The following is a 21,967-nucleotide window of genomic DNA, read 5'->3' on the forward strand; positions in this document are numbered from 1 at the left end:
CGCACCGGCCGTGGATAACGGTTTTGTTACGCAGCGGGCTCCTCGGTCTTGTCCACATAGGCCTGCATGGCCACGGCCAGGCCGCTGAGGGTGCTGGTAAGGGCGCCGGCAAACATGGAGAGCATGCCTTCCAGGCCGGGCAGCTTGGCGATCGACTCCACTTCCGTCTTGTCCATCACAGCGCCGTCCATGTAACCGGTCTTCACGCTGAACTTGCCCTTGGAGGCGTCAGCGTATTTGCACAGGATGCGGGCCGCGGCAATGCGGTCCTCGGTGGAAATGGCAATGGCGGTAGTGCCTTCCAGCACTTCCTGCATGCCTTCCAGCTCGGTGCCGCCAATGGCCAGCCGCAGCATGGTGTTCTTCACAACGAAGTACTCCACCCCGGCTTCGCGCAGCTCCTTGCGCAGCTTGGTGTCGTCGGCCACATTGATGCCTTTGTAATCGACCACCACGCCCGCCACGGAGTTCGCAATCTTTTCTTTCAGCTCGGCCACATAGGCCTGCTTTGCGGTCAGAATCTTTGCACTGGGCATTTTGGTTTCACCTCGTTTCGACTGATGTTTGTTTTCTCGCGTTTTAAGAGCGCATAAAAAGCCCCTTTCCCGGCTCGCCGGGAAAGGGGCATAAAGCTACAAAAGGTTCGTAGTCTATGCGTTTCTCGGCAGGCGGGCAAAGCCCTTTACGCTGGTATGAGCACCTGCTGTCTTAAAAACAGCAATTCATAGTATACCGTTCCAAAACGGATTTGTCAAGCGCTCCGCACGCGGCGCACAGCGCTTTTTTCAAAAGCGTTGTGCTCAGCCGCCGAACTTGGCGCCGTTCAGCTTAATGCCGGGGCCCATGGTGGTGGCAACGGTCGCACTCTTGATATACTGGCCCTTGGCAGCCGCGGGCTTGGCCTTTACAATGGCCTCCATCACGGTGCGCAGGTTGTCGCTCAGCTTCTCGGTGCCGAAGCTGGCCTTGCCCACGGGCACGTGGATGATGTTCTGCTTGTCCAGGCGGTACTCGATCTTACCGGCCTTGGCCTCGGTCACAGCCTTGCCGATGTCCGGGGTCACGGTGCCCGCCTTGGGGTTGGGCATCAGGCCGCGGGGGCCCAGCACCTTGCCCAAACGGCCAACCTGGCCCATCATGTCGGGGGTGGTCACCAGCACGTCAAAGTCCACAAAGCCTTCGTTCTGGATCTTGGCGATCAGGTCGGCGTCGCCCACCATCATCGCGCCCGCCTCTTCGGCGGCCTTGGCGGCGTCGCCCTTGCAGATGGCGATCACGCGCACGTTTTTGCCGGTGCCGTGCGGCAGCACAACAGCGCCGCGCACCTGCTGGTCGGCATGGCGGCTGTCAACGCCCAGGCGGACGTGCAGCTCCACGGTTTCGTCAAATTTGGCCTTCGCGGTCTGGCAGCACAGGGCCAGAGCCTCGTCGGTGTCGTAAAGCTTGCTGCGGTCGACCAGCTTGGCGCTGTCGACATAGTGTTTCCCGTGTTTCATTACTCTTTTCCTCCTGTGTGGTATATCGGATTATTTCCTCCCACGTCTTGCGGCAAGGGGTTCACTCGGTAACGGTGACGCCCATGCTGCGGCAGGTGCCGGCGATCATGCGGACAGCGCTGTCCAGGTCGGCAGCGTTCAGGTCGGGCATCTTGGTCTTGGCGATCTCTTCCAGCTGGGCCTTGGTGATGCTTGCCACCTTGGTCTTGTTGGGCACGCCGGAACCGCTCTCGATGCCGCAGGCCTTTTTAATCAGCACAGGGGCCGGAGGAGTTTTGGTGATGAAGCTGAAGGAACGGTCTGCATACACGGTAATGACCACCGGAATGATGTAGCCCATATCCTTCTGGGTACGCTCGTTGAACTCTTTGGTGAACGCCATGATGTTCACGCCGTGCTGGCCAAGCGCCGGGCCAACAGGGGGGGCCGGGGTCGCTTTGCCGGCCGGGATCTGCAGCTTGATGTAACCAGTTACTTTCTGCGCCATTTCAATTGCACCTCCAAAATTTGTGGTAAGCTAGCGGGCCGCAAAAGCGGCCCTCCCACGGGCACCGGCGCGCCGGAGCCCTATAAAAACCGCGCAGCGCGCGGCTCTTACCAGTGTTTCGCCCGCCGTGCGGGCACGTCCAGGGGTCTTGTTACAGGGGTTTGGCCTGGTTCAGGTCCAATTCGGCGCTGGTCTCGCGCCCGAACATGGAAACCTTGACCCTGACCTTCTGCTTTTGCAGGTCGATGCTCTCCACCAGGCCCACAAAGCCCTCCAGGGGTCCGCCGGTGATCTCCACATTGTCGCCCTCGGCATAGTCCACCGTGAGCTCGTGCTCGGCCTCCACCCCAAGCTTTGCCACCTCTTCTTCCGAAAGGGGGATGGGCTTGGAAGTGGACCCCACAAAGCCGGTCACGCCGCGGCAGTTGCGCACCACGTACCAGCTCTCGTCGGTCATGACCATCTTCACCAGCACGTAACCGGGGAAGAGCTTGCGCTCCACAATGCGCTCCTTGCCGTCCTTCAGCTCGGGCACCATCTCCACCGGAACCTTCACCTCGTGGATCAGTTCCTGCAGGCGGCGGTTCTCCACAATGGTTTCAAGATTGGTGGCCACCTTGTTCTCGTAACCGGAATAGGTATGCACCACATACCACATTGCCTGATCTTCCATACTGTGCTCCCTCCCGCTTTCAGGATATCGGCGCCGCGGATCGCGGGCCTTACAGCTTGGCGGCCAGATCCAAGATCAGGCTCATGCCGCTGCCGAACAGCATGTCCAGCAACAGAATGAACACGGATGCGATCAGCACAACCACGATCACCACGATGGTGTTGTTGATGACCTGCTTTTTGCTGGGCCACACCACCTTTTTGAGCTCGCTCCTGGTATCGCGGAAATACTTGCCGATGCCCTTGAACCAATTCTTGACCTTGGTGAAGAAGCCGGGCTTTTTGCTGCTTGTTTCAGCCATGTTCTCCCGCCTTTCTTACTTGGTCTCGCGATGCACAGTATGCTTTTTGCAGAAGCGGCAATACTTTTTCATCTCGAGCCGGTCAGGGCTGTTCTTCTTGTTCTTCTTGGTGTTGTAGTTGCGCTGTTTGCACTCCGTGCAGGCCAGGGTGATCTTCACTCTCATTTGTCTTCGGCACCTCCATTTAACGGTTTGTTCAGCCTCCCTCGAAAGTTGCAGGCCGTGCCAGAAAATGGGCACAAAAAAATAAACCTGCAAAAGAGGTGATACAATCATATCACACGCCCCCCGCCCCGTCAAGAGCAAATCCACAGAATTTTCGTGCCTGCGCCCCGCTTCCTTATGCCATTGTTCCACTAGTCACCTGCGTATTTTTATGGTATATTAAGAATACTTATGGGCTGTGGGCCCATGGAAGGGCATTTTGCGGGGCGCGGCCCCTGTGGAGAGAGGGTTTCAAAGCGTATGAACAAACTGAACGTGGCGCTGCTGTTCGGCGGCGTTTCCAGCGAGCACGACGTGAGCCGGGTGTCGGCCAAGACCTTTGCCGACGCGCTGTGTGAAGAAAAGTATCATGTATATAAGATCGGCATCACCAAAGACGGCCGCTGGCTCTACTACCCCGGCCCCGCCGACCGCATGCCGGACGGCAGCTGGGAGCTGTGCGGCGACTGCCAGCCCTGCGTCATCAGCCCCGACCGCGCCGACCACGGCCTTTTGCTGCGCGGGCTCAGCGGCGAGGCCATCGTGCTGCCGGTGGACGTGGTCATTCCGGTGCTCCACGGCAAAAACGGCGAGGACGGCACCGTCCAGGGCCTTCTGGAGCTGGCGGGCATCCCCTATGTGGGCTGCGGCGTGCTGGCAAGCGCCGTCTGCATGGACAAGGCGGTGGCCAACACCCTGCTGGACGCCGCGGGCGTGCCCCGCTGCGCCTGGACCTGGGCCGGCCGCGCCGAATGCGCGGACCTTGACGCGCTGGAAGCGCGGGTCAGCCAAACGCTGGGCTACCCCATCTTTGTAAAGCCCGCCAACGCGGGCAGCAGCGTGGGTATCAGCAAAGCGGCCGATAAAGCGGGCTTCCAAAAGGCGGTGGCCACCGCCCTGGCCGAGGACGATAAGGTGGTCTTCGAGCGCTTTGTAAAGGGGCAGGAGGTCGAGTGTGCGGTGCTGGGCAACGGCCCCGCGGAATCCACCCACCCGGGCGAGATCCTCGCCAGCGAGGAATTCTATACCTACAGCGACAAATACCTGCTGGGCACCAGCCGCACCCTGATCCCGGCAGATCTCACCCCCGAAAAGCTGCGGGAAGTAAAGGCCCTTGCCGAAAAGGCCTATGCCGCCCTGGGCTGCCAGGGCCTTGCCCGGTGCGACTTTTTTGTCGAAGCGGACGGCACGGTGCTGGTGAACGAGATCAACACCATGCCCGGCTTCACTGCCATCAGCATGTATCCAAAGCTCATGGAGGCGGCGGGCCTGCCCCTGCCCAAGCTCGCAGACCGGCTGGTGCAGCTGGCGCTGCAGCGCGCGGGGGTGCGCCATGGATGAGCGGCCCATCGGGGTATTCGACTCGGGCGTGGGGGGGCTCACCGCCGTGCGGGAGCTCCAGGCACTTCTTCCCCGCGAACGCCTGGTCTATTTCGGCGACACAGGCCGCGTGCCTTACGGCAGCCGCAGCCCCGAAACCATTTTGCAGTACGCCCGGCAGGACATCCGCTTTCTGCTCTCCAAAAACGTAAAGTTTTTGCTGGCCGCCTGCGGCACCATCAGCAGCGTGCTGCCCACCGCTTACGCCGCCACCCTGCCCGTGCCCTATGCCGGCGTGCTGGACGCAGCGGCCCGGGCCGCCGCCCAGGCCACCCGCACCGGCCGCATCGGGGTCATCGGCACGGCGGCCACCATCCGCAGCGGCAGCTACGCCCAGCGCCTGCGCGCGCTTTTGCCCGGCGTGCAGGTGGTGGCCCGCAGCTGCCCCATGTTCGTGCCCCTGGTGGAAAACGGCTATGTGGAGCCGGGCGACGCGGTCACCACAACCATTGCGCGGGAGTATCTGGCCCCGGTCAGGGCCGCCCATGTGGACACGCTCATCCTGGGCTGCACCCACTACCCCCTCATCGCCCACATCATCGGGCAGGTCATGGGGCCGGATGTCACCCTGATCGACCCGGGGCGCGAGACCGCCCTGGTGGCCAGCCGCAGCTTGGCACAGGCCGGGCTGTTGGCGCCCCCCGGCGCCGCGGGCGGCACCGATTATTACGTCAGCGACCTTCCCGAGGGGTTCGAGGCCTCGCTGAAGCTCTTCATCGGCCCGCAGGGCGCGGGCCCTGTGGAGCGGGTCGCCATCGAAAGTTTTTAAAGCGAAGGGACGTGCCATGAACGAGGATTATCTCATCCGGATCGACGGCCGCATGGAACAGGACGGCGGCGACGACCAGGTCCAGCTGATGACCCGGGGCAGCTTTTTAAAAAAGAACGGCAGCTTTTTCATCAGCTATCAGGAAAGCGAAACCACCGGCTACGCAGGCTGCACCACCACCGTAAAGGTGGCGCAGGACGGCCGGCGGGTGGCCATGCTGCGCTTCGGCCCCGCCGCAAGCCAGCTCATCATTGAAAAGGGCGTGCGCCACCTGTGCCACTACGACACCGGCGAGGGCGCGCTCACCCTGGGCGTCGCGGCCGACGCCATTTCAAACCGCCTCACCGACGAGGGGGGCGAGGTCGAGTTCAGCTACACCCTGGACGCCGACCAGAATTCCATTCTCAGCAAAAACCTCGTAAAAATCACGGTGCGCCGGGCCGGGCCTCCGGCCTGACGGCGCACCTCCCGCCCCCAAATCGCCCGGCTCCGGGCGGCAGACGTAAAAAAGGAAGGAACAAGGAGAATTGAACATGGACGCAAACGAGTACGGCGCGCTGACCGAAGAAATGCGGCAGGCCTATCAAAACTATAACCCCCGGCGGGACGCTTTGGCCGAGGCCCGCGCCCTGCTGACCCTGGCCGCCGAAAAAGCCATGGCCGCCGGCGCGCTGCCCGCCGCCGGGCTGCCCGCCTTCATCGTGGAGATCCCGGCGGACGTAAAAAACGGCGATGTGGCCTCGAACCTGGCCATGGCCGGGGCCCGCGCCTTTAAAAAGGCTCCCCGCCAGATCGCCGAGGCCCTTCTGGCCCACCTGCCGGCCCTGGAAAACAGCATTTTCTCAAGGGCCGAGATCGCCGGCCCCGGCTTCATCAACCTGTTTTTGTCCCCCGCCTGGTTCTCCGGCGTGGTGTACGGCGCCACCCTGAACGGGCAGTACGGCCGCACCGGCTATGGCGGCGGCGAAGCGGTCAACGTGGAATTCGTTTCCGCCAATCCCACCGGCCCCATGCACCTGGGCAACGCCCGGGGCGGGGCTTTGGGCGATTGCCTGGCCGCCGTGCTGGACTGGGCCGGCTACAATGTGACCCGCGAATTCTATGTGAACGACGCGGGCAACCAGATCCAGAAGTTCGGCAAGAGCCTCTCGGCCCGCTATCTCCAGCTCTACAAGGGCGAAGATGCCGTGCCCTTCCCCGAAGACGGCTACCAGGGCGAGGACATCAAGGCGCTCGCCAAAGAATTTGCCGCCCTGCACGGCGACGCCCTGGTGGAGGCCGCCGAGGAAGCCCGCCGGGCCGCGCTCATCGGCTACGCGCTGCCCAAAAATATCGCGGGGCTTGAGCGGGACCTGGCCAAATACCGCATCCATTACGACGTGTGGTTCCGCGAGAGCGCCCTGCACGACTCGGGCGCGGTGCAGGCCGTGGTGGACAGGCTGCTGGCCAGCGGCGCCTGCTACAAAGCCGCGGACGGCGCCGTGATGTACAAAAGCGCCCAGTTCACCGAAAAGTACGGCGCGGCCAACAAAAAGCGCGACGAGGACGAAGTGAAGGACGAGGTTCTGGTGCGGGCCAACGGCATCCCCACCTACTTCGCGGCCGACATTGCCTACCATTATAACAAGCTGGCGGTGCGGGGCTTCTCCCGCGCCATCGACATCTGGGGCGCCGACCACCACGGCCACGTGGCCCGCATGAAGGGCGCCATGGACGCGGTGGGGCTGGACGGCGAAAAGCTGGACATCGTGCTCATGCAGCTGGTGAACCTGATGCGGGACGGCAAGCCCGTTCGCATGAGCAAGCGCACCGGCAAGGCCATCACCCTCAGCGATCTGCTGGACGAGGCCCCCATCGACTCCACCCGCTTTTTCTTCAACATGCGCGAGGCGGGCAGCGCCATGGATTTCGATCTGGACCTGGCCGTCCGTGAGGACAGCGAGAACCCGGTGTATTATGTGCAGTACGCCCACGCCCGCATCTGCTCCATCCTCAAAAAGCTGGCCGCCGAGGGCGTGCAGTACGAGGGGCCTGTGGCCTGGGCCGGCGTGCAGTTCAGCGAACCCGCCGAGCTGGACCTCATCCGCGCCGTGAGCGCCTTCCCCGCCGAAATCGTGCTGGCCGCCCAAAAATACGACCCCGCCCGCATCACCCGGTACGTCATCGACCTGGCGGGCGCGTTCCACAAGTTCTACAACACCTGCCGCATCAAAGAGGCGGGGCCCGCGGTGCGCCAGGCCCGCATGGCCCTGTGCCTGGCGGTCAAGCAGGTCATCGCCAACGTGCTCACCATGTTCAAGATCACCGTTCCCGAGAGCATGTAACCCCCAAACGCTTTTTCGCCCGCGCGGCATCTTCCGCGCGGGCGCTTTTATTGCTCCGCCGCGGGCTTCCCGCCGCAAAAAAGCGGTTGACGGGCACGGCCGCGGGGCAGTATAATAAAGCCGACCAAACAGCAACGGGGCTGGGTGCGGTGCATCCTGCCCCGTTTTTGGTTTTCCGGCCGCCGCCGGAGGGGGCGCGGCCGGTCTTCGGGAAAGTTATTTGATCTGATAAGGAGGAGCTTTTTATGCAGGCAAAAGACGGCAAGCTGGTGCTCATCGGCGCGGGCATGGTGGGCAGCGCCACCCTGAACGCGCTCATCGCGCTGAACCTTCTCAGCGAGGTGGTGGTGATCGACCAAAACACCGACAAGGCAAAAGGCGAGGTGATGGACGCGCTTCACACCACCGCCTTTGCCTATTCCACCAATGTGACCATCCGCGCCGGCAGCTATGCCGACTGCGCGGACGCGGCCATCATTGTGATGACCGCCGGCCCCAGCATCCAGCCGGGCGACACCGACCGGCGCAGCCTGGCCGAAAAGAACCTGGCCGTCATGGACGGCGTCATGCGCCAGGTGACCCGCTACACCCGCAGCGCAGTCATTATCGTGGTCACCAACCCTGTGGACCTGGTCACCTACTACGGCCAGACCCATTTTTCCTACCCGGCTGAAAAGATCTTCGGCACCGGCACCCTGCTGGACACCGCCCGCATGCGCCAGATCATCGCCTCCCAGTGCGGGGTCGATTCCAAAAATGTGCACGGCTACCTGTTCGGCGAGCACGGCGCCAGCGCCTTTATCCCCTGGAGCATGGTCAGCGTGGCCGGCGTTCCGCTGGACGAAGCGCCCCGTGTCTTCGGCCTGCCCGCCGCCATCGACAAGGCCGAGGTGCTGGATGAAACCAAAAACGCCGGCCTGCGGGTCCTGAAGCTCAAGGGCTATACCTCCAGCGGCATCTCCCAAAGCGTGGCCCGCCTGGTCAAGGCCCTGGTACTCAACGAGCGGTGCATCCTGCCCGTGTCCACGGTGCTGGCGGGCGAATACGGCCTCACTCGGGTCGCCATGAGCGTGCCCTGCATCATCGGTAAAAACGGCCGCGAGCGGATCATCGAGGTGGGCCTTGCCCCCGCCGAGCACGCCCAGCTGGAAGCCTGCTGCGCCAGCCTGCAGGACATGCTGCGCCAGGTGGGGCTTGCGGGCCCGGAGCAATGATAAAGCGGGGGCCCTTCCGTGCAGGAAGGGCCCCCGCTTTATGCACTCCAACATTTTTAGTATATCACTTGAAGCGCCGCCTTTCAAGGCAACAAATATACAAATCGCTCACCATAAATCTATTTAGTTTGCCAATATACAAATCCGTCTTTCCCGGGTATAATAAAAGCACACCAAGGGAAGAAAACCAAGGTCTAGAAACCAGCGAGAGGGAAACGAAGAAACGCGGCTCGCCTGGGTAGGAAAGGAGCGCAGGAACCATCATGGTAAAAGAAGAACCCAAGCACTTTCGGCAGGGTGGGTCCTGCCGCTGACCACGGGAACCGCTTAAACACCAAAAGATGACTTCTTTTTATGACCAAACTGTGAGCGATCGAGTTCCCGGCGGTACAAATAGCGAACAGGGCCCACTGCCTGCCTCAATGGATTTTTTAGATAGATCAGAAGGAGAGCCAAAAAAACAAAAAATTCCCCAGCGTTTTAAAAAAAGCGAAAAAAGGGAGTTCGAGGTTTCAACTTTTTGTCCATTTAAAAAGTGCATGAAACAGGCCCGCAGGATGAATGGCCTGAACAAAAAACAAAATGCTTTTCTCTTGTAAGAGCAAACATCCGTTTTAACCCAGGGCCCCGTTGTTACGGCCTTGTAAAAACCGAAAGGGCCTCGTTGTGAGGGCCCGCCAAAAACCCCCGGGCCCCGGTTGCCAGGGGCCCCCATCTAAAGAGGCTTTGAGTCCGATGTACTGATTTGCGCTTGGCACATGCTTCTTTCACTGTTTTGAATTTTTTGATCAAAGCAAAAAGGGGTTAATACCAATGTGCTGAAAGGGTTGCCCTTCAAACCACCAGGTTGGCGGGCAATGTGAAGCTACAACGTCCGCCGGTTGCTTGGAAAGGCGTGAAAGACCGATGAATCAATTATCGTCCGGTTTCCGCAAATCCACTTGATGCGAGGGCAGACCAATGTACTAAATAAGCAGCCGGGGCGCCTTGTTCGGCGCCCCGGCTTTTTGTCGTGCGGGCCCTGCCGCGCAAAGCCCGCCCCTCCTTCCGCGCTCTCCCCCGGCCCGCTTTCGGCGGTCTTCGGGGGCTTTTTCTTGACTTTGCGCCCGCCGCCTTTATAATAAAGTATGTATCATTCCAACAATTTAAGGGAGGCGGTTTTGCGTGGCATTTTCGCAGACCGGGCCGGGCGGCGCGCCCCACCCCGTGCTGGGCGTATTGGGGGGCATCGGCCCCATGAGCACCGTCTATTTTTACGAGATGATCACCGCCCACACCCAGGCGGAAAAAGACCAGGACCATCTGGATATCGTAATCTCCAGCCGCGCCACCACGCCGGACCGCAGCGCCTATGTGCTGGGGCAAAGCAAGGAAGACCCCTTTTCGGTCATGGAGCGGGACGCCGAAATGCTGGTGGAATACGGCGCCACCGTGCTGGCGATCCCCTGCAACACCGCCCACTATTTTTACGACCGGCTGCAGCGCAGCCTGCCGGTGCCGGTGCTCAACATGATCCAGCTCACGGTGCAGGCCGCCAAGGCGCAGGGCTGCACAAAACTGGGGATTCTCGCCACCAGCGGCACGGTGGCAAGCTGTTCCTACCAGCGCATGTGCGCGGCCGAGGGCCTGGGCTGGGCCGTGCCCTGCGAGGCGGACCAGGCCGTGCTGATGCAGCACATCATCTACGACGAGATCAAGGGCGGCAAGCCGGTGGATCTGCCGGAATTTCTGCGCATTGCCGATGCCTTAAAGGCCGCCGGCTGCCAGCGGGCGGTGCTGGGCTGCACCGAGCTCAGCCTCATCAAGCGGGGCTGCGGCCTCGACGATTTCTTCATCGACAGCACCGAGGTGCTGGCCAGGGAGACCATCCTCGCCTGCGGCAAAACGCCGGTGGGCTTCAATCTGTAAACACCGGGTCCGTTTCATTTGCGGCCCCGAGGAAAGGAATAAAAACACGATGAGCGAAAAAAAGACCTATTACATCACCACCCCCATCTACTACCCCAGCGACAAGCTGCACATCGGCCACAGCTATACCACTGTGGCCTGCGACGCGCTGGCCCGCTTCAAGCGGATGCAGGGCTATGAGGTGATGTACCTCACCGGCACCGACGAGCACGGCCAGAAAATCGAGGATAAAGCCGCCGCCAAGGGCGTAACCCCCAAGGCGTATGTGGACGAGATCGTGGCGGGCATCAAGGAGCTGTGGAAGCTGCTGGACATCTCCCACGACCGGTTCATCCGCACCACCGACGATTATCACGTGGAGAGCTGCCAAAAAATCTTTACCCAGCTCTACGAGCAGGGCGACATTTACAAGGGCGTGTACAAGGGCCATTACTGCAAGCCCTGCGAGAGCTTCTGGACCGACAGCCAGCTCAAGGACGGCAAGTGCCCGGACTGCGGCCGCGAGGTGTACGAGGCCGAGGAGGAGGCGTACTTTTTCCGCACCGGCAAATACGCCGCCCGCCTGCTGGATTACTACCAGCAGAACCCCCAGTTCATCCAGCCCGAGACCCGCAAGAACGAGATGATCGCCTTCATCAACCAGGGCCTGCAGGACACCTGCGTTTCCCGCACCTCGGTCAAGTGGGGCATTCCCGTTCCCTTCGACCCGGCCCACACCATGTACGTGTGGGTGGACGCGCTTTCCAACTACATCAGCGCCCTGGGCTACGGCAACTCCGCCTACCAGGACTACGAGACCTTCTGGCCGGCCGACATCCACATCGTGGGCAAGGAGATCCTGCGCTTCCACACCATTTTGTGGCCCGCCATGCTCATGGCGCTGGGCCTGCCCCTGCCAAAGCGGGTGTTCGGGCATGGCTGGGTGCTGCTGGACGGGGGCAAAATGTCCAAATCCAAGGGCAACGTGGTGGACCCGGTGATCCTGTGCGGCCGCTACGGGGTCGACGCCATCCGCTATTTCCTCCTGCGCGACATCCCCTTTGGCAACGACGGCATCTTCTCCAACGAGGCGCTCATCAACCGCATCAACTCGGATCTTGCCAACGACCTAGGCAACCTGCTCAGCCGCACGGTGGCCATGGTGGAAAAGTACTTCGGCGGCGCCCTGCCCGCCGCGCGGCAGCCGGGCGAATTCGACGCCGATCTTATCAGCACCGTAGCCGCCATGCCCCCCAAAGTGGCCGCCTGCATGGACGACCTGCTCATTCCCCAGGCCACGCAGGAGATCTTCAAGGCCATCCAGCGCGCCAACAAATACATCGACGAGACCGCCCCCTGGGCCCTGGCGAAGGACGAGGCAAACAAGCCCCGCCTTGCCATGGTGCTGTATAACCTGTGCGAGGCCCTGCGCTATGCCTGCGTGATGCTGGCGCCCTTCCTCCCCTCCACCGCCGATAAAATGGCCGCGCAGCTGGGCCTTACCGCTGCCGACCGGCAGTATACTTCCCTGGGCTTCGGCGGCAAGGCCGATTACACCGTGCACAAGGGCGAGGCCCTCTTCCCCCGCATCGACGCCGCCAGGGAGCTGGCCGAACTGGCCGCCGGGGCCGAGGCCCCCAGCAAGGCCGCAGCGCCTGCCGCCCCCGCCCCCCAGCCCGCCGAGGCCCCGGCCATCGAGCACCTGCCCGAAATTACAATCGACGATTTCTGTAAATGCGAGCTTCGGGTGGCCCGGGTGCTCACCTGCGAAACCCTGCCCGAGAGCAAAAAGCTGCTCAAAATGACCCTGTTCGACGGCGAGCGCGAGCGCACCATCCTCTCCGGCATCGCCAGGTGGTACGCCCCCGCCGACCTGATTGGCCGCAACGTGGGCATTGTGGCAAATCTGGCCCCCCGCCCCATGATGAAGGGCAAGTATGTGAGCGAGGGCATGGTCATGGCCGCCGATCTGCCGGACGGCGGCGCCTCGGTTGCCTTCTTCCCGGATGATGTGCTGCCCGGCAGCGCAATCCACTGAAATGAGCGGCCTTATTTTCGACTCCCACGCCCATTACCAGAGCGGCCAGTTCGATCCCGACCGGGCCGGGGTTCTGGCCGCCCTGCCCGGCGCGGGCGTGGCGGGCGTGGTCGAGTGCGCCACCGATCATGCCACCAGCCAAGGTGCGCTGGCCCTGGCCGATCAATATGAATTTGTGTGGGCGGCGCTGGGCGTTCACCCGGAAAGCCTGATCCAGGAAAACGCCTCCACCCGCACCCGCTTTGGGGGCGACTGGGCGGCCGAACTGGCAGCCATCCGCCCCTTATACGAACACCCAAAGGCTGTGGCCGTGGGCGAGGCGGGGCTCGATTATCACTGGCCCGTACCAAAAGACGCCCAGCTCGCCCTGTTCGAGGCGCAGCTCAAAACCGCCCTCGAGCTTGAAAAGCCCATCATCGTGCACGACCGCGAGGCCCACGCCGACACCTATGCCCTGCTCAAAAAGTACCGGCCAAAGGGCGTGGTGCACTGCTTTTCCGGCAGCGCCGAGGACGCGCTGGCCCTCGCCCGCCAGGGCCTTTTCATCGGCCTTGGGGGCGCGGTGACCTTTCCGGGCGCAAAGCGCGCCTTAAAGGTCATCGACGCGCTGCCCCCCGAATGCCTGCTGCTGGAAACCGACTGCCCCTACATGGCCCCTGTGCCCTGCCGGGGCCGCCGGTGCGACTCGGGCATGATCGCCCACACCGCCGCCTTCATCGCCGCCCGCAAGGGCATTCCGGAACAAACCCTGCTCGAAACCGCCGCGCAGAACGCGCGCCGCCTGTTCGGGCTGTAAGGAGGAACATTTTATGAAAGCACGCATCCCCAAACACCGCGAATTCATCATCACCTTCCCCGAAGGCACCGACGAAGCCCGCAACCAGCAGGCGTGGGACAAGCTGAACGGGCTGCTGGAAGCCTACAAAAAGGCCCACAACGGCAACAGCGTGTTCGAGCCCACCTTCATCGGGGATCTCGAGCCGCAGGTCAAGGCCCTCCAGGCCGAGTACGGCTTCAACTATACCATCGAGGAGCGCTGAGCTCCCTCAAAACAGGCCGCGCATTTTTTGCGCGGCTTTTTTCTTTGTGCCGCGCTGCGGCTGTTTTTTGCGCGCGGTGCTGTAAACCTATTTTAATTTTCGGGTTGACGGCCCGGGTGCAGCACTTGTATACTGGCATGCAGGAGGCCTTTTATGAGCACGAAACAGGAACTTTTGCGCCGGCTGGCACAGGCCGGGGATGCTTCGCTGTCCGGCCAGGAGCTGGCGGGGTCGCTGGGGGTCAGCCGCGCCGCGGTGCACAAAGCGGCGGCGGCCCTGCGCGCCGAGGGCTGGCCCATCTGCGCCCAGGCAGGTCTCGGCTACCGGCTTGCCGCCGGGGCCGACCTGCTCAGCGAGCAGGCGGTGCGCGCCGCCTGCCCGTCCCTTGCCGCGGTGGAGCTGCACCAGAGCCTTTGCAGCACCAACCTGCGCGCCAAGGAGCTGGCGCTGGCAGGCTGCCCCTCGGGCACCCTGGTTGTGGCCCACCGGCAGACCGGGGGCCGGGGGCGGCTGGGCCGCAGCTTTGTGAGCCCCGCCGGCAAAGGGGTCTACATGACCCTTGTTCTGCGGGGCCTGTTGCCGGGCGCCGGCGCTCTGGCGCTCACCTGCGCGGCGGCCGTGGCCGTGTGCCGGGCGGTGCAGGCGCTTTGCGGCCGCCAGCTCTCCATCAAATGGGTGAACGATCTGTTCTGCGGCGGGCGCAAGGTGTGCGGCATCCTCACCGAAGCGGGCATGGGCCTGGAAAGCGGCGCGCTGGACTGGGCGGCCGTGGGCGTGGGGCTCAACCTCACCGCCACCCCTGAAGACCTTGGGCCGGAGCTTGCCGGCGCCGCCGCTTCGCTTTTTCCCGGCGGCCCCTCCCCCTGCGGCCGGGCCGCGCTGGCGGGCGCCATCTGCGCCGAGCTGCTGGCCCTCGCCCCGGCCTTCGACTGCCTGGAGGAATACCGGGCCCGCAGCCTGGTGCTGGGGCACTGGCTCACCGTGCTGGAACCGGGCCGCGATTCCTATACTGCCCGCGCCCTTGCCATCGACGGCGAGGGCAGGCTGCTGGTGGAGCTTGCGGGTGGTGGGCGGCGCACATTGCGCAGCGGCGAGGTGAGCGTTCGCCCTGCCCCCGTGCGCCGGTAGCTTCCTTTCGCTCTCAGCGCGGGCCAAAACAAATTTGTCATATCAAAGGAGATTTGCAGTATGCAGCAGACCAAAACCCGGAGCATGGCCTTGGCCGGCCTGTGCGCCGCCCTCACCGCGGTGATCGCCCCCTGGAGCATTGTCATCGGCCCCGTCAGCCTCACCCTGGGCGTTTTCGGGGTGTTCTTTGCGGGCGCGATGCTCACCCCCGGCTGGGCCGCTGCCAGCATGGGGGTATACCTGGCGCTGGGCGCGGTGGGCCTGCCCATCTTTTCCAATGCCAACGGGGGCCTGCAGGCGCTGGTGGGCATGACCGGCGGGTACCTCTGGGCCTACCCGCTCATGGCGGCCTTGCTGGCGCTGGCCTGCGCCAAAACCTCCCGGCTGCCCCTGCGTGTCTTGGGGGTGCTGGGCGGGCAGCTGGTCTGCTATACCCTCGGCACTGCCTGGTTCATGTACGTGCGGGGCGCGGGGCTTTGGGCAAGCCTTGCGGCCTGCGTGTTCCCCTTCATCCTGCCGGACTTTTTAAAGGGCCTTGCCGCCATCCTTTTGGCCCGCACCCTGCAACAGCGTATGCGCTGAGTCCGCCTTCCTCTTTTTCCCCAAAAAAGCGCCCCGCCTGTTGAAAAACAGGGCGGGGCGCTTTTGCCGACTTCGGGCCGGGAACCATCTCCTGTGTGCGGCCTTTTTCCGCGGCGGCGGTTTACAGCAGCAGCTGGCCGTTCACTTCCAGCCGGAAGGCGAGGCCAAAAAACTCGGCGGCCTTGCGGCACAGCAGCATGCGGGTCAAAAAGATCTCGAAGTAATCCATCACCGGGCACACGGCCGTGTCCAGCTGGATGCGCAGGGTCACGGTGCGCCCGGCCTTATCCAGGCGCACCTCGCTTTTCTCCGCCGCCCAGTTCACCCGGTCGTGGATGTCAAAGGTGATGGTGGCCTGGTTGCGCACCCGGCTGCGCCGCACATCGGTCTTGTCGGCCAGGATCAGCGCGGCGGCCACCCCGTTCACCGGGTAGGCGGTGCCCTCGTCGTGGTTGCCGATGGCAGTCACCACCAGGGCCGTGTCCTCGGGGGGCATACCCATCTTGTCCAGAATGCGAAAGGCCATCACCGCCCCGCTCTGGGCGTGGTCCACCCGGTTCACCAGGTTGCCGATGTCGTGCATATAGGCGGCGATGCGGGCCAGTTCCACCTCCCGCTCGCTGGCGCCCAGCTCGCTCAGCAACTGGCTTGCTGTTTCGGCGCAGCGCACCACGTGGGCAAAGGAATGCTCGGTATATCCCAGCGCGATCAGTGAGGCGTCGGCCTGGCGGATGTAGGTGTTGATCTCTTCGCTCTTGCGAACCATCTCATAGGTCACGGGCAGCATGGGGCAGGGCCTCCTTTTGGCTTGAACTGTTTTATATTGTACCACGCTTTCCCACCTTGTGGCACGGCTTTTGCAAACTTTTTACACGGCTGCTCTCCGGCCGCCTTCTGCGGGCCGCAAAAAAGCGGCGGGCCTGAAAGACCCGCCGCGCCTTTTTAAAAGGACCTCGCTCACTCCTGGGGCACGCTGTCGCCCTCCGGGGCGGAGCTTCCGCCCCCGCCGCCTTCACCGCTGTTTCCGTCGCCCTGGGGTTCCTGCTCGCTGTCGGGCTGTGTGGCCGAATTATCGCCCGCGTTGCCCGCAATGATGCTGGCGGGGTCGGTGTAGTCGTAATCCAGATCGTATTCGGGCTGGCTGACCGCGGCGCTGGTATCCGCCTTCATCTCGCTGGCCTCCAGCGCCCGCAGGTACCACTCCTTGCCCACCTTTTCAAACACATAATCCATGTATTTGGTGGGCGTGGTGGACGAGCTCATGCTGTAATCGCCCGTCAGCGCGGGGGTGGGGATGTAGCCCACGGTCACCCGCAGCTTGCCGTCCTTTTTCTGCAGCTTTGCCACCTGGGGGGTATACTGCCCCATCTGCCCGGTCACCGGCACCAGATAGCCCTGCTTTTCCTCGTCGTAGAAAAAGTTCATCTCCGCCTCAAAGCTGCCGTGGGTGATCTGGCGGCTTTCGTCCTTGCCGGTGGGATCCAAAAGCGAATTGTAATCCGGCCCCAGCAGGGCGGTCAGGGCGGCGTCCACCTCCACCGCAGGCAGAATGGCGCTGCCGGTGTCCGGGTCGCGCTCATAGGTGTCCAGGCCGCCGGGGGTGCGCTGGGCGTTGAACACCACCGTCCAGATGGCATACTCCTTGAGCTGGGTGGGGTCGGCCTGCGAAAGATCCGCAAAGGGCAGCGGGTCCATCATCACCAGCGCCTGCAGCTTTTGCTCGTAGGCCAGTTTTTTGTCGGTGTCATCGAACAGCGCGGCCACGCCGTGCACGCAGGCGGCCACCACGTTGATCACCCCGATCAGGATCAGCAGGCAAAGCACCAGCCCCAACGCCTGGCGGATCCGCCGGCGCCGGTTGCGCTCATGCTCCTGTTGTGAAGTGCTGTTTGCCATAAAAAGCTCCCTCCCCCGCGGTCAGCGGATCTGCCCGCTGCCCCGGATGATGTATTTGTAGCTCACAAGCTGCTCCAGGCCCATGGGGCCACGGGCATGCAGCTTCTGGGTCGAGATGCCCATCTCACAGCCCAGGCCGAACTCGCCCCCGTCGGTAAAGCGGGTCGAGGCGTTCACATACACTGCGGCCGAGTCCACCGCGGCGGCAAAGGCGGCGGCCGCCGCCTCGTCCCCCGTCACGATGGCCTCACTGTGGCCGGTGGAATGGGCGGCAATGTGGGCCACCGCCGCCTCCAGGCTGTCCACCACCTCCACCGCCAGGATGTAGTCCAAAAACTCGGTATCAAAATCCTCCGGGCCCGCTGGGCTCCCTTCGGTCAGCGCCGCGGCCCCAGGCCCCAGGCGCAGCTCCACCGGGGGCAGCCCCTGCGCCGCCCGCCCCTCGGTAAGGCGCTGGCGCACCCGGGGCAAAAACTCCGCGGCCACAGCTTTGTGCACCAGGCACACCTCGGCGGCATTGCACACCGAGGGGCGGCTGGTCTTGGCGTTTTCCAGAATGCGCAGCGCCATGGAAAGGTCGGCGCCCTTGTCCACATAGATGTGGCAGATGCCTGTACCGGTCTGGATCACCGGCACGCAGGCGTTCTCCACGCAGGCGCGGATCAGCCCTGCCCCGCCCCGTGGGATCAACAGGTCCACCAGGCCCGAGGCCCGCATCAGCTCATTGGCCGAGGCACGGCTGGTATCCTGCACCAGGGCCACCGCCCCGGCAGGCAGGCCCGCATCCGCAAGCCCTTCTTTCAGGGCCTCCACAATGGCGTTGTTCGAGCCAAAGGCCTCCTTGCCGCCCCGCAGCACGCAGGCGCTGCCGCTCTTAATGGCAAGGGCCGCGGCATCGCTGGTCACGTTGGGCCGGCTCTCGTAGATAATGGCGATCACGCCCATGGGCACCGTGACCTTTTGCAGCAAAAGCCCGTTCGGGCGCTCGCTTGTTTCCAGCACGCGGCCCACCGGGTCGGGCAGGGCGGCCACCGCCAGCATCCCTTCGGCCATGGCCGCAATGCGCCCCTCGTCCAGGCGCAGGCGGTCCAGCATTACCTCCGGCGCCCGGCCCCGGGCGGCTTCCAGATCCCGGCGGTTGGCGGCCAGGATCTCCGCCGTGCGCTCCGTCAGGCGCGCCGCCATGCGGCGCAGCGCCCCGGCGCGGTTTTCGCCCCCGGCAAGCGCCAGCGCGCCGCGGGCCGCCCGCGCGGTTTTCAGCAGTTCGTTCGTCGTTGTCATGCAGGGCTCCTTTTTCCGGCAAAGCGGGTGCCCGCGGGCTCGCCCGCCAAAATGTCGTACAGCACCTCCGGGGCCTGGCCGTTGGCGATCACCATGTCCGCCCCGGCCTCGGTCACAATGCGGGCCGCCCGCAGCTTGGTGGCCATGCCGCCGGTGCCCAGGGCCGAGCCCCTTCCCCCCGCCGCCGCCTCAATCTCCGGGGTCAGCTCCTCCACCCGTTGGATCAGCCGGGCCGCGGGGTCGGTGTGCGGGTCCGCGGTGAACAGGCCGTCGATGTCGCTCAAAAGCACCAGCAGGTCCGCGCTCAGGCTGCGCGCCAGCAGCGCGGCCAGGGTGTCGTTGTCGCCCACCGCGATCTCGGCGGTGCTCACCGTGTCGTTCTCGTTTACAATGGGCAGCGCCCCCAGCTCCAGCAGGCGGGTCAGGGTGCTGTGCAGGTTTTCGCTGCGCGCGCCGTCCTCCACATCCTCGCTGGTGATCAGGATCTGGGCCACCGTGTGGTTGTACTCGGTGAACAGCTTATCGTAGGTGTACATCAGCTCGCACTGGCCCACGGCCGCGGCGGCCTGCTTGGTGGGCATGTCCGCCGGGCGGCCGGGCAGGCACAGCTTGCCCGCGCCCATGCCGATCGCGCCCGACGACACCAGGATAATCTGGTGCCCCGCGTTTTTCAGATCGCTCAGCACCTTGCACAGCGCCTCGATATGGCGGATGTTCAGCCGCCCGGTGGGGTGGGCCAGGGTCGAGGTGCCCACCTTCACAACAACTTTCATGGAATATCCTGCCTCCAGGGGGCCGCAGGGCCCGCGTTTCGATAGTAATACAATTTAGAGTATACCATAAACCGTCCCGCAACACAAACCCAAGGCGGTGGACTTTTTGTGAAAAAATGATATGATGGTAACAGATCCGGCGCGGAACCGGGCGGCGTTTCACCCCGCAAAACGCCAGCCGGCCCCGCGCCGCAAAAAGTGAGGTTTTTGCAATGTACCGTTTCACCAACGATTACAGCGAGGGCGCCCACCCCCGCATTCTCGGGGCCCTGGCCCGCACCAATCTCGAGGGCAACTTCGGCTATTCCACCGACCCCCACTGCGCCAATGCCCGCCGGCTCATCTGCGCGGCCATTGGCCGCCCGGATGCGGACGTTCACTTTCTGGTGGGCGGCACCCAGGCCAACACCGTGTGCATCAGCGCCTTTCTGCGCCCCCACGAGGCGGTGATCGCCGCCGCCAGCGGCCATGTGTGCGTGCACGAGACCGGTGCCATCGAGGCCAGCGGCCACAAGTGCATCGCGCTGCCCGCCGCACCGGGGGGCAAGCTCACCCCGGCCGCCGTGCGGGAAGCGGCCGCCGCCCACCCGGACGAGCACATGGTAAAACCCCGCCTGGTGTACATCAGCAACACCACCGAGACCGGGGGCGTGTACTCCCTGGAAGAGCTGGAAGCCCTGCGCGCGGCCTGCGATGAGCTGGGGCTGCTTTTGTATCTCGATGGCGCGCGCCTTTCCAGCGCCCTGGCCGCCGGCGGGGCGGCCCTGGCCGACCTGGGCCGCCTGTGCGACGCCTTTTACATTGGCGGCACCAAAAACGGCGCGCTCTTCGGCGAGGCGGTCTGCATCCTGAACGACGCCCTCAAACCCGATTTCCGCTACATCGTCAAGCAGCGGGGCGGCATGCTGGCCAAGGGCTGGCTGCTGGGGGTGCAGTTTGAAGAGCTGTTCACCGGCGGCCTGTACCAAGAGCTCGGCGCCCACGCCAACGCTCTTGCCCTGCGCCTCCAAGAGGGCCTCTCCGCCCTCGGCGTGCCCTTCGCGGCCGCCAGCCCCTCCAACCAGCAGTTCCCCATCCTGCCAAACGCTGTTCTGGACCGCCTCTCCCCGGATTTCCATTGGGAGCGGCAGTCCGCGCCCGACCCCGCCCACACCTGCATCCGCCTGGTCACCAGCTGGGCCACCACCGACGAGGCGGTGGCCGCCTTCCTGCTGGCGGTCGAGCGCGCCCTGGGCGGCTGCCCGGCCTGCCTGTGACCCCGCCCTGCTGATTTTATAAAAGAAAAAGCCTGCTGCAAACCCATGCAGCGGGCTTTTCATTGTTTCAAGGCAATCAGCGGTTATTTTAAACCTTCTGTGGGGATCGGGCCGTGCTCTTCCTCATATTGTTTCACGCACTCGCCTGCCAAATATTTCATCTGAGCGTTGAACGAGCGATGATTTTGTTTTGCTCCATAAGTGATTTTATTTGATAATTTGCTCTCAGATCCGTTCTTTCTAAAATTTTTATGCCTGTGATAACACTCCACTCACACTATGCTGCTGGAAGTCAGGAGTTTTCAATGTTATTCTGATGACAAACGAGCAGCGGGGCCCTTCCTTCCCGTTGTAAAGGAGGCCATTTTAAAAAATGTGGTTGTACAATCTTTTTGAGCCGCTCCGGGAAAGCCAGTCCATCCGCCCGGGCAGCCCCTATCACCAGGCTTCCCAGCAGGCGATCCGCTGCGAAAAAGCGCTTCGCGCCCTGCTGGGGGGCGAAGCGCTGGAAGCGCTCGACGAATTTTCCCGGGCCGAGGGGCTTGCCGCGGGCCTGGAATCCGCCGAATCCTTCGAGCTCGGCTTCAAGCTGGCGTTTCGCCTGCTGTGTCAAGCCGCTTCCGCCAGCGAAAACTTTGCCTATGAGCATTTTTTGTAAGTCCTCCCCTCCCACGCCAAAAGCGGCGCTCCCCGCGGTAAAAACTGCCGCAGGAAGCGCCGCTTTTTCAAGCAGGCAAAGCCCGTTTATCTGTTTTTGTACATTTCTTCGTAATACTTCTGGTAATCGCCGCTGGTCACGTGCTGCATCCATTCTTCGTTTGCCAGGTACCAGTCGATGGTCTTTACAATGCCCTCCTCAAAGGGAGTCTCCGGGTACCAGCCCAGCTCGCTGCGGATCTTGGTGGGGTCGATGCCGTAGCGCCGGTCGTGGCCCAGCCGGTCGGCCACATACTGGATCAGGCTCTCGTCAATGGTGTCGTCGTATTTGTCGTGCAGCTCCTTGATGATGGTCTTCACAATAAAGATGTTCGGCTTCTCGTTGTGGCCGCCCACGTTGTACACCTCGCCGTCCCGGCCGCCCTGGGCCACCATGTCAATGGCCTTGCAGTGGTCCTCCACATACAGCCAGTCCCGCACGTTCATGCCGTCGCCGTACACCGGCAGGCCCTTTTTGGTCTTGCAGTTGTTGATCATCAGGGGGATCAGCTTTTCCGGGAACTGGTACGGCCCGTAGTTGT

24 protein-coding genes and 1 other annotated feature are annotated in these 21,967 nt (G+C 63.3%); of the genes, 13 read left to right on the forward strand and 11 right to left on the reverse strand.

From position 1 onward, the window contains the following. Window positions 1–26 precede the first annotated feature (26 nt). From rplJ to rpmG, 6 genes are all read right to left on the reverse strand, one after another. Entirely contained in the window at window positions 27–536 is a 510-nt protein-coding gene (gene rplJ / locus ACMLHZ_RS09385; protein ID WP_418454510.1) for a 50S ribosomal protein L10, read from the reverse strand. Between the two features lie 45 nt (window positions 537–581). Next, window positions 582–731 (reverse strand) — a sequence feature (ribosomal protein L10 leader region). Window positions 732–800: 69 nt separating this feature from the next. Continuing rightward, window positions 801–1,496: a 50S ribosomal protein L1 gene (rplA, locus tag ACMLHZ_RS09390; RefSeq protein WP_177565714.1), complete on the reverse strand. Its 696-nt coding sequence runs from the start codon at window positions 1,494–1,496 to the stop codon at window positions 801–803. Between the two features lie 61 nt (window positions 1,497–1,557). Next, window positions 1,558–1,983, reverse strand: coding sequence for a 50S ribosomal protein L11 (gene rplK, locus ACMLHZ_RS09395; protein ID WP_177565716.1), 426 nt, complete (start codon window positions 1,981–1,983; stop codon window positions 1,558–1,560). A 151-nt stretch (window positions 1,984–2,134) separates the two neighbouring features. After that, a complete protein-coding gene (gene nusG, locus ACMLHZ_RS09400; protein WP_177565718.1) occupies window positions 2,135–2,656 on the reverse strand; it encodes a transcription termination/antitermination protein NusG in 522 nt (173 codons plus the stop codon). 49 nt (window positions 2,657–2,705) lie between these two features. Continuing rightward, window positions 2,706–2,957: a preprotein translocase subunit SecE gene (gene secE, locus ACMLHZ_RS09405; RefSeq protein WP_177565720.1), complete on the reverse strand. Its 252-nt coding sequence runs from the start codon at window positions 2,955–2,957 to the stop codon at window positions 2,706–2,708. 15 nt (window positions 2,958–2,972) lie between these two features. Then, window positions 2,973–3,122, reverse strand: a complete 150-nt coding sequence (rpmG, locus tag ACMLHZ_RS09410; protein ID WP_009323843.1) for a 50S ribosomal protein L33 — start codon at window positions 3,120–3,122, stop codon at window positions 2,973–2,975. A 300-nt stretch (window positions 3,123–3,422) separates the two neighbouring features. On the opposite strand from rpmG, the gene ACMLHZ_RS09415 reads away from it, so the two are divergent. The 11 genes from ACMLHZ_RS09415 to ACMLHZ_RS09465 all read left to right on the forward strand — a co-directional run bounded on the left by ACMLHZ_RS09415 (window position 3,423) and on the right by ACMLHZ_RS09465 (window position 15,523). After that, window positions 3,423–4,502: a D-alanine--D-alanine ligase family protein gene (locus ACMLHZ_RS09415; RefSeq protein ID WP_418667473.1), complete on the forward strand. Its 1,080-nt coding sequence runs from the start codon at window positions 3,423–3,425 to the stop codon at window positions 4,500–4,502. Next, window positions 4,495–5,310, forward strand: a complete 816-nt coding sequence (gene murI, locus ACMLHZ_RS09420) for a glutamate racemase (RefSeq protein WP_418667474.1) — start codon at window positions 4,495–4,497, stop codon at window positions 5,308–5,310. Before ACMLHZ_RS09415 ends, murI begins: the two co-directional genes overlap by 8 nt. A 16-nt stretch (window positions 5,311–5,326) precedes the next feature. Continuing rightward, a complete protein-coding gene (locus tag ACMLHZ_RS09425) occupies window positions 5,327–5,767 on the forward strand; it encodes a DUF1934 domain-containing protein (RefSeq protein WP_177565726.1) in 441 nt (146 codons plus the stop codon). 76 nt (window positions 5,768–5,843) lie between these two features. Beyond that, on the forward strand, window positions 5,844–7,634 hold the full coding sequence (argS, locus tag ACMLHZ_RS09430) for an arginine--tRNA ligase (RefSeq protein ID WP_418667475.1): 1,791 nt from the start codon (window positions 5,844–5,846) through the stop codon (window positions 7,632–7,634). Window positions 7,635–7,879: 245 nt separating this feature from the next. Then, window positions 7,880–8,848 (forward strand): L-lactate dehydrogenase, encoded by a 969-nt coding sequence (locus tag ACMLHZ_RS09435; protein ID WP_177565734.1) that lies wholly within the window; start codon window positions 7,880–7,882, stop codon window positions 8,846–8,848. Window positions 8,849–10,012: 1,164 nt separating this feature from the next. Continuing rightward, window positions 10,013–10,756, forward strand: a complete 744-nt coding sequence (locus ACMLHZ_RS09440) for an aspartate/glutamate racemase family protein (protein ID WP_418667476.1) — start codon at window positions 10,013–10,015, stop codon at window positions 10,754–10,756. Between the two features lie 49 nt (window positions 10,757–10,805). After that, window positions 10,806–12,773: a methionine--tRNA ligase gene (metG, locus tag ACMLHZ_RS09445; protein WP_418667477.1), complete on the forward strand. Its 1,968-nt coding sequence runs from the start codon at window positions 10,806–10,808 to the stop codon at window positions 12,771–12,773. A 1-nt stretch (window position 12,774) separates the two neighbouring features. Further along, on the forward strand, window positions 12,775–13,569 hold the full coding sequence (locus ACMLHZ_RS09450) for a TatD family hydrolase (RefSeq protein ID WP_418667478.1): 795 nt from the start codon (window positions 12,775–12,777) through the stop codon (window positions 13,567–13,569). 13 nt (window positions 13,570–13,582) lie between these two features. After that, on the forward strand, window positions 13,583–13,813 hold the full coding sequence (locus tag ACMLHZ_RS09455; RefSeq protein ID WP_418667479.1) for a methylenetetrahydrofolate dehydrogenase: 231 nt from the start codon (window positions 13,583–13,585) through the stop codon (window positions 13,811–13,813). A gap of 153 nt (window positions 13,814–13,966) precedes the next feature. Further along, on the forward strand, window positions 13,967–14,941 hold the full coding sequence (locus tag ACMLHZ_RS09460; RefSeq protein WP_418667480.1) for a biotin--[acetyl-CoA-carboxylase] ligase: 975 nt from the start codon (window positions 13,967–13,969) through the stop codon (window positions 14,939–14,941). 60 nt (window positions 14,942–15,001) lie between these two features. Then, a complete protein-coding gene (locus tag ACMLHZ_RS09465; protein ID WP_418667481.1) occupies window positions 15,002–15,523 on the forward strand; it encodes a biotin transporter BioY in 522 nt (173 codons plus the stop codon). Between the two features lie 121 nt (window positions 15,524–15,644). Here the strand turns inward: ACMLHZ_RS09465 and ACMLHZ_RS09470 are convergent, their stop codons facing one another. From ACMLHZ_RS09470 to proB, 4 genes are all read right to left on the reverse strand, one after another. After that, entirely contained in the window at window positions 15,645–16,310 is a 666-nt protein-coding gene (locus ACMLHZ_RS09470) for an HD domain-containing protein (RefSeq protein WP_418667482.1), read from the reverse strand. Window positions 16,311–16,480: 170 nt separating this feature from the next. After that, window positions 16,481–17,419 carry an Ice-structuring protein gene (locus ACMLHZ_RS09475; protein WP_418667483.1) on the reverse strand — a complete coding sequence of 313 codons (939 nt, stop codon included), beginning with the start codon at window positions 17,417–17,419 and terminating at the stop codon, window positions 16,481–16,483. Window positions 17,420–17,440: 21 nt separating this feature from the next. Next, entirely contained in the window at window positions 17,441–18,700 is a 1,260-nt protein-coding gene (locus tag ACMLHZ_RS09480) for a glutamate-5-semialdehyde dehydrogenase (RefSeq protein WP_418667484.1), read from the reverse strand. Continuing rightward, complete coding sequence (proB, locus tag ACMLHZ_RS09485) at window positions 18,697–19,473, reverse strand: glutamate 5-kinase (RefSeq protein ID WP_418667485.1); 777 nt, start codon at window positions 19,471–19,473, stop codon at window positions 18,697–18,699. Before proB ends, ACMLHZ_RS09480 begins: the two co-directional genes overlap by 4 nt. A gap of 212 nt (window positions 19,474–19,685) precedes the next feature. On the opposite strand from proB, the gene ACMLHZ_RS09490 reads away from it, so the two are divergent. Beyond that, on the forward strand, window positions 19,686–20,729 hold the full coding sequence (locus ACMLHZ_RS09490) for a threonine aldolase family protein (protein WP_418667486.1): 1,044 nt from the start codon (window positions 19,686–19,688) through the stop codon (window positions 20,727–20,729). 373 nt (window positions 20,730–21,102) lie between these two features. Further along, window positions 21,103–21,387, forward strand: a complete 285-nt coding sequence (locus ACMLHZ_RS09495) for a DUF6809 family protein (RefSeq protein ID WP_418667487.1) — start codon at window positions 21,103–21,105, stop codon at window positions 21,385–21,387. A gap of 86 nt (window positions 21,388–21,473) precedes the next feature. On the opposite strand, the gene ACMLHZ_RS09500 is transcribed toward ACMLHZ_RS09495, so the two are convergent. Next, window positions 21,474–21,967, reverse strand: a 494-nt coding sequence (locus ACMLHZ_RS09500) for a dTDP-glucose 4,6-dehydratase (RefSeq protein WP_418667488.1), incomplete at its 5' end; no start/stop codon positions are given.

Origin of the sequence: Allofournierella sp. (genome assembly GCF_048388525.1) — a bacterium.
Taxonomy (GTDB): Bacteria; Bacillota; Clostridia; order Oscillospirales; family Ruminococcaceae; genus BQOK01.